The sequence below is a fragment of the Stenotrophomonas sp. TWI169 genome (assembly GCF_039674705.1).
Lineage (GTDB): Bacteria > Pseudomonadota > Gammaproteobacteria > Xanthomonadales > Xanthomonadaceae > Stenotrophomonas > Stenotrophomonas maltophilia_P.
Window position 1 is genome coordinate 21,827 of sequence record NZ_JBDJOB010000025.1, and the last position, 12,543, is coordinate 34,369.

Annotated in this window: 13 protein-coding genes; 2 read left to right on the forward strand and 11 right to left on the reverse strand. The window is 67.4% G+C overall.

The features are described 5' to 3' along the window. Positions 1–103 precede the first annotated feature (103 nt). The 8 genes from ABE543_RS16240 to aspS form a co-directional block, all read right to left on the reverse strand. Positions 104–2,023, reverse strand: coding sequence for a potassium transporter Kup (locus ABE543_RS16240; protein WP_053519356.1), 1,920 nt, complete (start codon positions 2,021–2,023; stop codon positions 104–106). A gap of 48 nt (positions 2,024–2,071) precedes the next feature. Further along, entirely contained in the window at positions 2,072–2,665 is a 594-nt protein-coding gene (ruvA, locus tag ABE543_RS16245; RefSeq protein WP_053519357.1) for a Holliday junction branch migration protein RuvA, read from the reverse strand. 13 nt (positions 2,666–2,678) lie between these two features. Then, positions 2,679–3,200, reverse strand: coding sequence for a crossover junction endodeoxyribonuclease RuvC (ruvC, locus tag ABE543_RS16250; RefSeq protein WP_053519359.1), 522 nt, complete (start codon positions 3,198–3,200; stop codon positions 2,679–2,681). Positions 3,201–3,305: 105 nt separating this feature from the next. Then, entirely contained in the window at positions 3,306–4,037 is a 732-nt protein-coding gene (locus ABE543_RS16255) for a YebC/PmpR family DNA-binding transcriptional regulator (protein ID WP_053519361.1), read from the reverse strand. A gap of 193 nt (positions 4,038–4,230) precedes the next feature. Continuing rightward, entirely contained in the window at positions 4,231–4,863 is a 633-nt protein-coding gene (locus ABE543_RS16260; protein ID WP_053519363.1) for a thioesterase domain-containing protein, read from the reverse strand. A gap of 79 nt (positions 4,864–4,942) precedes the next feature. Then, positions 4,943–5,464 carry a GNAT family N-acetyltransferase gene (locus tag ABE543_RS16265; protein ID WP_065174759.1) on the reverse strand — a complete coding sequence of 174 codons (522 nt, stop codon included), beginning with the start codon at positions 5,462–5,464 and terminating at the stop codon, positions 4,943–4,945. A 31-nt stretch (positions 5,465–5,495) separates the two neighbouring features. Next, entirely contained in the window at positions 5,496–5,819 is a 324-nt protein-coding gene (locus tag ABE543_RS16270; protein WP_053519367.1) for a hypothetical protein, read from the reverse strand. Positions 5,820–5,835: 16 nt separating this feature from the next. Beyond that, on the reverse strand, positions 5,836–7,587 hold the full coding sequence (gene aspS / locus ABE543_RS16275; protein WP_053519369.1) for an aspartate--tRNA ligase: 1,752 nt from the start codon (positions 7,585–7,587) through the stop codon (positions 5,836–5,838). A gap of 158 nt (positions 7,588–7,745) precedes the next feature. Between aspS and ABE543_RS16280 the strand changes: the two genes are divergently transcribed. After that, positions 7,746–8,483, forward strand: a complete 738-nt coding sequence (locus ABE543_RS16280) for a DUF3011 domain-containing protein (protein ID WP_065174757.1) — start codon at positions 7,746–7,748, stop codon at positions 8,481–8,483. An 85-nt stretch (positions 8,484–8,568) separates the two neighbouring features. On the opposite strand, the gene ABE543_RS16285 is transcribed toward ABE543_RS16280, so the two are convergent. The 3 genes from ABE543_RS16285 to blaL2 form a co-directional block, all read right to left on the reverse strand. Then, on the reverse strand, positions 8,569–9,216 hold the full coding sequence (locus tag ABE543_RS16285) for a hypothetical protein (protein WP_053519373.1): 648 nt from the start codon (positions 9,214–9,216) through the stop codon (positions 8,569–8,571). Positions 9,217–9,264: 48 nt separating this feature from the next. After that, positions 9,265–10,479, reverse strand: coding sequence for a cation:proton antiporter (locus ABE543_RS16290; RefSeq protein WP_053519375.1), 1,215 nt, complete (start codon positions 10,477–10,479; stop codon positions 9,265–9,267). A gap of 84 nt (positions 10,480–10,563) precedes the next feature. Further along, the gene (gene blaL2 / locus ABE543_RS16295) at positions 10,564–11,475 is read right to left on the reverse strand and encodes a L2 family extended-spectrum class A beta-lactamase (RefSeq protein ID WP_193396486.1); all 912 of its coding nucleotides are present in this window, start codon (positions 11,473–11,475) and stop codon (positions 10,564–10,566) included. A 176-nt stretch (positions 11,476–11,651) separates the two neighbouring features. Between blaL2 and ampR the strand changes: the two genes are divergently transcribed. Continuing rightward, complete coding sequence (gene ampR / locus ABE543_RS16300; RefSeq protein ID WP_053519379.1) at positions 11,652–12,515, forward strand: LysR family transcriptional regulator AmpR; 864 nt, start codon at positions 11,652–11,654, stop codon at positions 12,513–12,515. The last annotated feature ends 28 nt before the right edge of the window (positions 12,516–12,543 follow it).

The window sequence follows — 12,543 nt, forward strand, 5'->3', positions numbered from 1 at the left end:
GGGTCGACACAGTAGATCCACGCCATGCGTGAATGGGAGTGTGGATGACTCACGACATGGGGTCGGAGCCCATTCCTGCGGAAAAGGGCTCCGACCCCGGCAGTCAGATCTCGACCTGTGCGCCCAACTCAACCAGACGATTGCCCGGAATCCGGAAGAAGCCCGTGGCCGGCGCAGCATTGCGATGCATCAGTGCGAACAGCTTGTCGCGCCAGATCGGCATGCCGCGGTTGGCGGTGGCGACGATGGTCTCGCGGCTGGCGAAGAAGGTGGTGTCCATCGGATCGAAATAGATCCCGCCGTGGTCGCAGGAGCGCATCAACGCCAACGGTACGTCCGGCGTCTCCATGAAACCGAAGCGGACATAGACCCGGTAGAACTCGTCGCCCACCGATTCGATCTTCAGCCGCTGCCCCTCCATCGCATAGGGAATGGGCAGGGTTTCCACATGCAGGAAGACGTTGCGCTCGTGCAGCACCTTGTTGTGCTTGAGGTTGTGCATCAGTGCATGCGGAGCCACGGTCGGGTCAGCGGTGAGGAACACCGCGGTACCCGGCACGCGCACCGGCGGCGCCAGCATCAGGCCCGGCAGGAAGGTGTCGATGCGGATGCCGTCCTTGCGGATCTCGTCGCGCAGCAGCTCGCGGCCACGGCGCCAGGTGCGCATCATGGTGAACAGGAAGATGCCCAGCACGACCGGGAACCAGGCGCCCTGCAGCAGCTTGGCGCCATTGGCGATGACGAAGCCGACGTCGATGATGAAGAACACCACGCACAGCGGCAGGATCCAATGGCGCGCCTTGGGCCACAGCGAGCGCGCGACCAGGGCCAGCAGCAGCGTATCGATCAGCATGGTGGCCGAGACCGAGATGCCATAGGCCACAGCCAGGTTCGACGAGCTGCGGAAGGCCAGCACCAGGCCGATGACCATCACCGCGATGCCCCAGTTGATGCCCGGGATGTAGATCTGGCCGATGGTGTCGTGCGAAGTGTGCTTGATGCGCATGCGCGGGATGTAGCCGAGCTGCATGGCCTGGCGCGAGACCGAGAACGCGCCGGTGATCACCGACTGCGAGGCGATCACCGCCGCCATCGTGGCCAGGATGATCATCGGATACAGGGCCCAGTCGGGGACCGCTTCGAAGAAGGGATTCTTCACCGCTTCGGGGTGGTTCAGCACCAGCGCGCCCTGCCCCAGATAGTTCAGCACCAGGCACGGCAGCACGAAGAAGTACCAGGCATGGCGGATGGGCTTGGCACCGAAGTGGCCCATGTCGGCATACAGGGCCTCGCCACCGGTGACCGCCAGCACCACGGCGCCAAGGATGAAGATGCCGTGCCAGCTGTGCTCCATGAAGAAGCGGATCGCCCACCACGGGTTGAACGCCTTCAGCACTTCCGGCGAATCGATGATGTTGTAGATGCCGATCGCCGCCAGCGAAATGAACCACACCGAGGTGATCGGGCCGAACGCCTTACCGATCTTCTCTGTGCCGAAACGCTGCGCGGCGAACACCATCAGCAGGACCACCACGGTGATCGGCACGATGAACGCGTGCAGGCCTGGTGCGGCCACCTCCAGGCCCTCGACGGCACCAAGCACCGAGATCGCAGGGGTGATCACGCCATCACCGAAGAACAGCGACGCACCGAAGATGCCCAGGATGCCCACCACGTAGGCCGAGCGTGAGCCGTTGCGCAGCGTACGCTGGGTCAGCGCCATCAACGCCATGATGCCGCCCTCGCCATCGTTGTCGGCGCGCATGATGATGGTCACGTACTTCAGGGTGACCACGATGTTCAGCGCCCAGAACGCCAGCGACAGCACGCCGAGCACGGTGTCGTGGTCGCTGTTGAGCCCGTAGTGCGGCGAGAACGCCTCCTTCAGGGTGTACAGCGGGCTGGTACCGATGTCACCGAAGACCACACCGATCGCACCGATGACCAGCGCCAGTCCCCCGGCCGGGGGCGCGTGACCGTGTCCGCCAGGGGCGGCTGCGTGCGGGGTTTGACTGCTGGACATGGGACTCCTGGCGAAGCTCAGGCGATGGGGGGAGGGAAAGGACGCGGCTCAGCGCAGCGCCGACTGCAGGGCCTTGCGGATGACCGTGGCCACTTCGTCGCCTTCGTTGAAGGCATCACGGGCCATGCGGGCCGCTTCAGCCGGCTTGTAGCCCAGCTGCTGCAGCGCCACGGTGGCATCGGACAGCGGGTCGGCCGGGGCCGGACCGCTGCCGGTCGGCAGCGCCCCGCCGGCACCGAACTGGGCCGCACGGTCGCGCAGCTCCAGCACCATGCGCTCGGCGGTCTTCTTGCCGATGCCCGGGATGCGGGTCAGTGCGGTGATGTCGCCCGCCTGCACCATGCGCGCGAATTCCTCGACGCTGACAGCGGACAGCACGGCCAGCGCGATCTTCGCGCCGATGCCGCTGACCTTCTGCACATCGCGGAACAGACGACGCTCGCCTTCGCGCAGGAAGCCGTACAGCGAGACGCTGTCTTCCTTCTGCGCGTAATGGGTGTACAGCGTGACCTCGCGTCCGAGCTCGGGCAGGTCGTAGAAGGTGCTCATCGGCGCCTCCAGTTCGTAGCCCACTCCATTCACGTCCACCACCAGCCACGGCGGCGCCTTGTAGGCGACGATGCCGCGCAGTCGACCGATCATTGCGTGCAGCTCCTCATTTGCGACCCCACGCCTGGCGGGCGCTGAGCCCCAGGCGGTTGGCCGTCGCCCTTACGTGGGCGTGGGTGATCGCTACCGCCAACGCGTCGGCCGCGTCGGCCTGCAGCTTGGTTTTCAGGTTGAGCATGAGCCCGACCATGTGTTGAACCTGTTGCTTTTCCGCGCCACCACGGCCGACCACGGCCAGCTTGATCTCGCTGGCGGCGTATTCGTGCACCGGCAGGTCGCGCAGCACCACGGCCGAAATGGCTGCGCCGCGGGCCTGGCCCAGCTTCAGCGCCGAATCGGGGTTGCGCGCCATGAACACGCGCTCGATCGCCACTTCCTGCGGCTGGTACTCGCGGCACAGGTCGGCCAGGCCCAGCACCAGCAGCTTCATCCGCTGCGGGAAATCGTCGGCGCCCAGCAGTACCAGGGGCTGGTGATGGACGTGGATGACGCGCCCTGCGGCATCGACATCGATGATGCCCACCCCGGTCCGCTGTGAACCGGGGTCGATGCCGAGGATGCGGGTCATGCCGCGCTCCTGGCGGGGCGGAACGGGAAGCGCTGGCAGGCGTATGGGCTCATGACTGTCCGCGGTGACCGTTCAACGGCCCGCGCCCAGGCCGTCGGTGACGGCTCAGGCGTAGGCGTCGGCGCCGAGTTCGGCGTTCGAATACACGTCCTGCACGTCGTCCAGGTCTTCAAGCATGTCCAGCAGCTTGCGGACCTGCAGGGCGACCTCGCCCTCGACCTTGATGTCGTTGTCGGCGCGGAAGGTGATCTCGGCGTGGTCGGCGAGATGCCCTGCGGCAGTCATCGCCTCCTTTACGGCGTTGAATGCGTCAGGGCTGGTGACCACGTCGATCGAGCCATCGTCCGGATAGACGACGATGTCATCGGCGCCCGCCTCGATGGCCGCTTCGGTGATCGCCTCCTCGTCGGCACCCGGGGCAAAGCTGAGCACGCCCAGGCGCTTGAACATGAAGGCCACCGAGCCCTCGGTACCCATGTTGCCGCCGCATTTGCTGAACGCGTGGCGGACATCGGCCACGGTGCGCACGCGGTTGTCCGTCAGGCAATCGACGATCACCGCCACACCGCCGGGCGCATAGCCCTCGTAGCGCACTTCCTCGTAGTCGACGCCTTCCAGCTCACCGGTGGCCTTCTTGATCGCACGTTCGATCACGTCCTTGGACATGTTCACGGCGAGGCCCTTGTCCATCGCCACGCGCAGGCGCGGGTTGTTGTTGGGGTCGCCTCCACCGCCGCGCGCGGCCACGCCGATCTCGCGGATGATCTTGGTGAAAATCTTGCCGCGCTTCGCGTCGGACGCGTTCTTGCGGGCTTCGATGGAGGGGCCTCTACCCATGGGTGCTACCGTCTGGCTGCTTCAGGATCAAGGCGCGGATTCTACCTGATCGGGCGCTGCAACCGTGTCTAGGGCGGATGGACGCCGCTGCGCTCGCCGGGCATGGCACGGCGCTACCGGGGAAAGCGCCGCAGGATCGTTGCCGGGGTAGCGCCGGGCCATGCCCGGCGGACGGTGCGCATCGACCGGGCGCCTACGCGGCCGCAGCGTCGCGGCTGTGATCGAACCGGCCGTGGCGCAGGAAGTGCGCGGTCTGCCGTGCCGCATCGGGCGAAACCACCAGGCCACTGTGGCTGGTACGCACTACGCAATGATCGGCCAGACCCGGCAGGCGGGTTTCCGCCAGCGCCACCGTGCCGTCGGAGGCATCGTCGATCGCGCCGAGCAGGCTGCCCAGCCCATGCGGCACCGAACCGGCGATCAGGCCGACCGCGGCCGTGCCCTGCCAGTCGGGCAGGCCGTCAAGCAGCAGTTCGCTGCTGCGGCCCAAGGCCAGGCCCCAGCCATGCTCGGACAGCGAACGCGCGGTACCGCTGCCGCGCAGCGGCGAGCCAAGGCAGACCACGCGCTGTACCTGCAGCTGCGGTTGCCGGCGCAGTGCCTCCAGCGCCAGCAGCCCGCCAAGGCTGTGGCCGACCAGCGACAGCGGTCCGGCATCGGCCAGACGCTCCAACAGCTGAGGGACCGCTACATCCGGGCCGCCGAACACGGAGGAATAGCCAAAGGTCTGCACCCGGAACCCGCGCGCGCGCAGGCGCCACGCCAGCGGCCCTACCCAGGCGCGGGCGTTCCAGATGCCATGGAGCAGCAGTACGGGGGGTGTCATGTGCAACAGCCTGGCGATCAGCGGGGCGAAAACGTGAGGTGATTGAACACAGGCCGGCAGAAAGCGGCGGTGAACGCGCTCAGGCCGTTCGCGGCGCGCGGCGCAGGATGAACTCCAGATCGTTGGTCTGGCCGACCGGGAACAGGTACTGCCCGGCCTTCTCGAAGCCGTAACGGGCGTAGAAGCGCTGTGCGCCGAAGTTCTCCGACCACACGCCCAGCCACAGTGTCCTCGGGCCGTCGCGCTCCAGCCACGCCAGAGCGGTTTCCAGCAGGCGGCTGCCCCAGCCACAACTCTGCTGCGACTTGATCAGATACAGGCGCTTGAGCTCGCCATCCCCCGCTTTCACGTCCGGATGGGGCAGGCCACAGGGGCCGGCGGCGGCATGACCGACCGCCTCCCCTTCCCGCTCCAGCAACCACACGGCGTAATCCGGGTGAGCCAGGATCGTGCGCTGGCGCTCGACCGTGTAGGACTCCTGCAGGAAAGCCTGCAGGTCCTGCGGCGGATACAGGTGGCCGAAAGTCTCGGTGAACGTGCGTGCGGCCAGCGCCGACAAGGTCGGCGCGTCGTCCACGGTGGCGCGGCGAATCGAGTACATGCAGGAAGTTGACGTCAGCGCGAAGGGCGGGTCAAGCCTTTTCAGGCGATTCCGCGTCTTCGTCTTCCTCGTCCTCTTCCTCGTACTCCTCTTCGTCCTCGTCCTCTTCTTCGCCTTCCTCGTCCTCGTCGTACTCTTCTTCCTCTTCGTCGTCTTCGTAATCCTCGACGCCGAAGTCTTCACCGTCCCAGCGGCCTTCGCCGTCGGCGACGAAGGTCAGGGCCATCGCCGCCGGGTTGGTACCGACGCGGACCAGCCAACCACCGAACACGCGTGCCCGCTCGGTGACCAGGTTGGCCTCGGAGCCTTCATTGCCCAGCTTTTCCCACTCCAGCGAAAACGCAAACTCGGTCATTGCCTGGATCTCCTGATCAGTTTTTCTTGGGGCGAACCTGGATGTGCACTTCGGCCAGCTGCTCGTCGACGATCGGCGACGGCGCGTCGGTCATCAGATCCTGTGCACCGGTGGTCTTCGGGAACGGGATGACGTCGCGGATCGACTCGGTACCGGCCATCAGCGCGGCGATGCGGTCGATGCCGAATGCGATGCCGCCGTGCGGCGGCGCGCCGTAGTTCAGCGCGTCGAGCAGGAAACCGAACTTCGCACGCGCTTCTTCGGCGCCGATGCCGAGCAGCTCGAATACCGCGCTCTGCATGTCCGGGCGATGGATACGGATCGAGCCGCCGCCGATTTCATTGCCGTTGAGCACCATGTCGTAGCCGCGCGAGACCGCAGTACGGGCATTGGCGCGCAGGTCGGCGATATCGTCCACGGCCGGTGCGGTGAAGGGGTGATGCAGGGCGACATAGCGCTGCGCCTCGTCGTCCCATTCGAACATCGGGAAATCGGTGACCCACAACGGGCGCCAGCCATCGGCGACCAACCCGAAGTCCTTGCCGGCCTTCAGGCGCAGTGCGCCCATGAAGTCGGAGACCTTGTTATAGCCACCGGCACCGAAGAACACGATGTCACCCTTCCCGGCGCCGACGTGGGCAACCAGCGCGGCGAAGGCGTCTTCGCTGAAGAACTTCTGGATCGGCGAGCTGACCTCGCCGTTGTCGGCGATCTTGATGTAGGCCAGGCCCTTGGCGCCGTACTTGGCGGCGTGCGCAGCGTACTCATCGATCTGCTTGCGGCTCAACGCTGCGCCACCGGGGATGCGCAGCGCGGCGACGCGGCCATCGGCGTCGTTGGCCGGGCCGGTGAACACCGGGAACTCACTGCCCTTGACCAGCTCGGCCACGTCCACCAGTTCCAGCGCGATGCGCAGGTCCGGCTTGTCCGACCCATAGCGGCGCATCGCTTCGGCCCAGGTCATGCGCGGGAAGCTGGCATCCAGGTCGACGTCCACCACTTCCTTGAAGATGGCGCGGATCATCTCTTCGACGAAATCCTGCACGTCGCGCTCGCGCACGAAGGCGAACTCCATGTCCAGCTGGGTGAATTCCAGCTGGCGGTCGGCACGCAGCGCTTCATCGCGGAAGCAGCGCGCGATCTGGTAGTAACGGTCGAAGCCGGCCACCATCAGAATCTGCTTGAACAGCTGCGGGCTTTGCGGCAGAGCGTAGAACTCGCCCGGATGCATGCGCGCCGGCACCAGGAAGTCGCGCGCGCCCTCCGGGGTGGCCTTGGTCAGGATCGGGGTTTCGATGTCCTGGAAGCCACGCGCATCCAGGTGACGGCGCAGCGCCTGCACCAGCTTGATGCGGGTGCGCTGCATGCGCTGCATTTCCGGGCGGCGCAGGTCCAGGTAGCGGTACTTCAGGCGGGTATCTTCGCCCGGATTCTCGTGAGCGTGGAACGGCAGCGGCGCCGCCTTGTTCAGCACGGTAATGGCCGTGGCGATCACTTCCACTCTGCCGGTCGCCATCTTGTCGTTCACCGCGTGGCGGGCACGCACCACGCCTTCCACCTGCAGCACATCCTCGTAGCCCAGGCTGGCCGCGACCGCGAACACTTCGGCGTTGTCGACCTCGACCGTCACCTGCACGATGCCTTCATGATCGCGCAGATCGATGAAGCAGACGCCGCCCTGGTTACGGGCCACGTCGGTCCAGCCGGCGAGGGTGACAGTCTGGCCAATCAGGGTCTCGTCGACCAGGCCGCAGAAGTGGGTACGCATGGGGGAAAGCTCCGCTGGAGAACGCCGGCACCCGATGGGGCCGGAAAGCCCCGTATTCTGCGGCCGAGGCCCCGGCCGGGGCAAATGCGGGGCAGTCACACGGGCTTTATCCGTTCCGTCCTTATAGTCGCGCACCACACACCGTATGGGGATTCGCCATGAAAACGCTGTCCCTGGCCAGCCTGGCCGTCACCCTCAGCCTGGGCGCCCTCGCCGGGCTCACCCTCTCCCCCGCCCCCGCCGCCGCGCAGAACGGCGTCATCCGCTGCGAAAGCCAGAACAACCGCGAACGGGTCTGCACTACCGGCTGGCGCAGCGCGCAGCTGGTACGCCAGCTGTCCGGCTCGGCCTGCCAGGAAGGCCGTACCTGGGGCAGCCGCAACGGCAGCATCTGGGTCAACAACGGCTGCCGTGCCGAATTCGTCGAGGGTCGCGGCGGTTGGGGCGGTGGCAATGGCGGCTGGGGGGGCAACAACGGCGACACCATCCGCTGCGAAAGCCAGAACAACCGTGAACGCAGCTGTCCGGTCGGATGGCGCAATGCCCGCCTAGTCCGCCAGTTGTCCGGCAGTCCCTGCCAGGAAGGCCGCACCTGGGGCGTGCGCAATGGCGCGGTGTGGGTCAGCAATGGCTGCCGCGCCGAGTTCGCTGAAGCCCGCGGAGGCTGGGGCGGCGGCAACGGCGGCTGGGGCGGCGGCGGCAACAGCAATTACTCCATTACCTGCAGCAGCAACAACAACCGCACCCAGAACTGTGACTGGGACGAGCGCCAGGGCCGGCCCGTGCTGCAGCAGCAGCTGTCGGGCAGCGCCTGTCAGGAGGGCCGCAGCTGGGGCTATTCGCGGGGCCAGGTCTGGGTGAGCAACGGCTGCCGGGCCCGCTTCGGCACGCGCTGAGCGAACGAACCTGCGGGCGTGCGGCGGCATCGCCGCCGCCGCGCTCGCCGGGGATCGCCCGGCACTGTCAGGCCCGATTCGAGCGCTACGGTGCGGTTGCCGGCGGGGCCTCGTCGCCCCACGGTGCCGGCGGCAACGCCACCGGCTTGCTCAGGTCGAACTGCACGCGGAAGCGGCGGCCTTCGGGACGGGTCAGCTCGTAGACGAAGCGCTGGTCCGGCTCGATCTCCATCGCCCACACGTTGTGGGTGGACGCCAGCATGTCGGCGCGGCGGAACATGGCCACCGAATCGGCATCGGCCGGGAACTGCTGGCGTTCGGCGGTACCCGGCGGACGGCTGTCGCCGCCATACAGGGTGATCGCATCAGGGCTGCCGTCGGCATGCCGGTGATCGTGCTTGAGCCGCAGCCCGCTCTCGGTGCGGGTCAGGACCCAGGTCCGCGAATGATCATCGCCGACATGGAAGGGGATGCGCAGCTCATGCCCGGGATCGGCACAGCCCCGCACGTGCATGACCAGCCGCTGCCCGGCGAAGGGGTCCTTGCCGGTCGGTGCCGGCGTGTCCTCCACCACTTTGCCCTCGTACGCCTGGCCGCAGTGGGCGGCGATCGCAGCCATGAAGGCGTCGGCCGGGGCCGTCGCCACGTCGTGGGCGACCGTATGCGAGGGCTGTGAGCAGGCTGCGAGCGTGAGCAGGGCGGCAGAAGCAGTGACGAGGGCAGGCAGTTTCATACCCCAACCCTAACGACCATGGCCGGCCTGCGCAAACCACTCATCCGTTCAACGCCCCGTGTCCACGCCCTCCGCCAGGGTCTCGGTTGCCGCCACGGGTGCGGCCTCGCCCGCCCCGTCCGGCTCCTGCTCGACCGGGTCGACATCGAAGGGCGTGCGGAACACCAGCGAGGGCAGCAGGGTGGTCAGCGCCGCGTACAGCAGCAATGCGCCGAACAGCACCGCCGGAATCTGGAACCGCTCACGCATGATCGCGGCCAGGACCAGGGTGAAGATCAGCGTCGGCGCCAGCGCCAGCGACACGCGCAGACTGCTGCGGAAACTCTCACCGAACATCAGCCGGCGCTGCAGCCAGACCACGCCGATACGCAGCGGCAGCACCACCAGGGTGATCACGATGCCCAGCCCCAGCGCTTCGAAGCTCAATGCCTCGGCGGGAACCTTGGTGCCGGCATTGAAGAAGTAGAACGGCACGAAGAACGATGCGAACAGCCGCAGTGCATGCAGGTTCTCGTGCGAGGCCAGCAGCGGCATGCGCTGGTGCAGAAGCCGTGCGACCAGGCCTGCGATGAAGGCGCCCACCAGGTAATACACCCCCAGCAGGTAGGTGATGTAGGCAGCGACCATGCCGACCATGACCAGCAGCGAGAACTCCGAACCGGGCGCGTGCGGCGCCACCCAGCGACCCAGCGCGATGAACAGCAGCGGCAGGCCGACCATCATCGCCAGCAGGGCCAGGCTGGACAGGGCCATGTGACCGGGATCGCCGGCCTGCAGCACGATGAACAGTGCCGCCAGCGCCAGCAGCTCACCGGCGATGGCCTTGCTGGTCACCCAGAACCGCTCGTCCTCGCTCAGACCCAGCCGCGACAGCGAATCCATGATGAAACCCGTGGAGGGCGTCAGCAGCGCCAGGGCCAGCAGGCCCGCGGCCTGCCACGGCAGGCCGGCGTAGCGCCAGGCCAGCCAGCCGACGCCGAACAGGGTGGCGCTGCGCACCACAAGATGCGCCAGCAGGGGCCACATGCCACGGCGCAACGCCTGCAGATCGACCTCCAGACCTGCGAACAGGAACAGGGACGAGATGCCGAGCGTGGCCAGCAGCCCGATCACCGCGTCGTGCGCCTGGTCCCCGAGCCAGAGCATGCCGATGATCCCGAACAGCAGGCAGGTGAGCGGTGCGGGCAGGCTGAAGCGCTGCAGCGCGCGCGGGATCACCAGCAGCGCGAAGATCAGCAGCAGGTAGATCAACTCATGACTCATGGGGGACTTCCGTGTGGTTTCGAACGCGCGCAGGATGCGCGCGCACGACCCTCGGAGCAAGCCCGGCCCGGAGACGGGCGGGCGTCAGCCGATCAGCCTGTCCGCGATGCGTCCAACCTGCGCCAGGACGCTGGCGCGTTGATCGTTGCTGATGTCCGCAGCCTGCAGGTAGGCCGTAATCACCCAGGGTGCCCCTCCCCCCATGGGCCACAACACGGCGGTGTCATTGCGTGCATCCTCGCCATTGCTGCCGGTCTTGTCGCCCACCCGCCAGCGCGCGCCCAGCCCTGCGCGCAGGCACGCATCGCCGGTTTCGTTGTCGATCAGCCAGTCGGCCAGTTGCTGGCGCGCGCCCGGCGCCAGCGCATCGCCCAGCACCAGCCGCTGCAGGGTCGCGGCCATCGCCGCCGGCGTCGTGGTGTCACGTGGATCACCCTCGGCGAAGCTGTTCAGTTCCGGCTCGAGACGATCGCTGCGGGTCACGCTGTCGCCCTGAGCGCGCAGGAAGGCCGTCACGGCGGGCGGCCCGCCCACCACGTCGAACAACAGATTGGCCGCCGTGTTGTCGCTGGTGATGATCGTTGCCCGGCACAGGTCGCGTACGGTCAGATCCTTGCCGGCGTGGCGGCGCGCCACCGGCGCATGCGAAAGCAGGTCGGCCTCGCGCACCGGCACGCGCCTGTCCAGCAGCCCGGGCACGCGCCGTGACTGGTCCAGCACCGTGGCCGCCAGCACCGTCTTGAACGTGCTGCACAGCGGGAACCGCTCATCCTGGCGATGGCCGATGCGGCGACCGCTGGCGGTATCCAGCACGGTCACGCCAAGCCGGCCCGCGCAGGCCTTTTCCAGGGCGGCAAAGTCCGTGGCGGCGGCGATCGCGCCGGCCGCCGCCGACGTGCCAACGCCCCTGCCGGCAGCACGGGCGATCAGCGGCAGAGCCAGTGAAGACACCACTGCTGAAGTACTGAACTGAAGGAATCGTCGACGGGGCAACATGCAGGACCTCCGGGAAGTGAACCCGATTATCGAAAGCCCCCGCCGCGCCTGACCAGCGCGTTTTTTCAGCACGTGCCATCAATTTCATTCATGCCTAAGAAGGGCATTCAACGGAGATTCCACGAACCATCCGGATCCCGCTACGATCAGTCATCATTTCAGCTCACGGCTTTCCGATGCTGCATCCGACTCTGCCGCTCAACGCCCTGCGCGCCTTCGAAGCAGCGGCCCGCCACCAGAACTTCACCCGCGCCGCGCTTGAGCTGTGCGTCAGCCAGGCCGCGTTGAGCCATCAGATCCGGGGCCTGGAGGACCGGCTGGGGATCCGCCTGTTCCATCGCCTGCCTCGCGGCGTCGCCCTGACCGATGAAGGCGCCGCGCTGTTCCCGGTGCTCAACGAAGCGTTCGAGCGCATCTCGGCCAGCATCGCGCGCTACACGGGGGGAGCGGCCCGCGAAGTGCTGACGCTGGGCGTGGTGGGCACCTTCGCCACCGGCTGGCTGCTGCCACGCCTGGCCGCGTTCGAGGCCACGCATCCGGATATCGAGCTTCGCGTGCAGACGCACAACAACCGCATCGATCTTGCCGGCGAAGGCCTGGACCTGGCCATCCGCTTCGGTGAGGGCGACTGGCAGGGGCAGGCCTGCACGGCGATCCTGGATGCGCCGTTCGCACCGCTGTGCGCCCCCGCCCTGGCACGCCGGCTGAAACAGCCGCGTGATCTGGGCACGCTGCCGCTGCTGCGCTCCTATCGCAATGACGAATGGCCGCGCTGGCTGCAGGCGGCCGGGGTCAGCGGCGTGGAGGCGCGCGGGCCGGTATTCGATTCGTCGCTGACCTTGGCCATGGCCGCTGCCGGAGGGGCCGGCGTGGCCCTGCTGCCGCTGCGCATGTTCGAACAGGAACTGGCGGAAGGACGGCTGCTGCAGCCGTTCGCCACGACGCTGGAACTGGGCCGCTACTGGCTGACGAGGCTGCGCTCACGCGCCGAGCGTGAGCCTGCACGACGCTTCCGGGAATGGTTGCAGGCGCAGGGCTGATGCGCGCGAGCGGTAGCGCCGGTCCATG

Coding starts and splice junctions, on each gene's coding strand:
- ABE543_RS16240 (WP_053519356.1), bottom strand. CDS start 2,023: ATGTCCAGCAGTCAAACCCCGCACGCAGCCGCCCCTGGCGGACACGGT.
- ruvA (WP_053519357.1), bottom strand. CDS start 2,665: ATGATCGGTCGACTGCGCGGCATCGTCGCCTACAAGGCGCCGCCGTGG.
- ruvC (WP_053519359.1), bottom strand. CDS start 3,200: ATGACCCGCATCCTCGGCATCGACCCCGGTTCACAGCGGACCGGGGTG.
- ABE543_RS16255 (WP_053519361.1), bottom strand. CDS start 4,037: ATGGGTAGAGGCCCCTCCATCGAAGCCCGCAAGAACGCGTCCGACGCG.
- ABE543_RS16260 (WP_053519363.1), bottom strand. CDS start 4,863: ATGACACCCCCCGTACTGCTGCTCCATGGCATCTGGAACGCCCGCGCC.
- ABE543_RS16265 (WP_065174759.1), bottom strand. CDS start 5,464: ATGTACTCGATTCGCCGCGCCACCGTGGACGACGCGCCGACCTTGTCG.
- ABE543_RS16270 (WP_053519367.1), bottom strand. CDS start 5,819: ATGACCGAGTTTGCGTTTTCGCTGGAGTGGGAAAAGCTGGGCAATGAA.
- aspS (WP_053519369.1), bottom strand. CDS start 7,587: ATGCGTACCCACTTCTGCGGCCTGGTCGACGAGACCCTGATTGGCCAG.
- ABE543_RS16280 (WP_065174757.1), top strand. CDS start 7,746: ATGAAAACGCTGTCCCTGGCCAGCCTGGCCGTCACCCTCAGCCTGGGC.
- ABE543_RS16285 (WP_053519373.1), bottom strand. CDS start 9,216: ATGAAACTGCCTGCCCTCGTCACTGCTTCTGCCGCCCTGCTCACGCTC.
- ABE543_RS16290 (WP_053519375.1), bottom strand. CDS start 10,479: ATGAGTCATGAGTTGATCTACCTGCTGCTGATCTTCGCGCTGCTGGTG.
- blaL2 (WP_193396486.1), bottom strand. CDS start 11,475: ATGTTGCCCCGTCGACGATTCCTTCAGTTCAGTACTTCAGCAGTGGTG.
- ampR (WP_053519379.1), top strand. CDS start 11,652: ATGCTGCATCCGACTCTGCCGCTCAACGCCCTGCGCGCCTTCGAAGCA.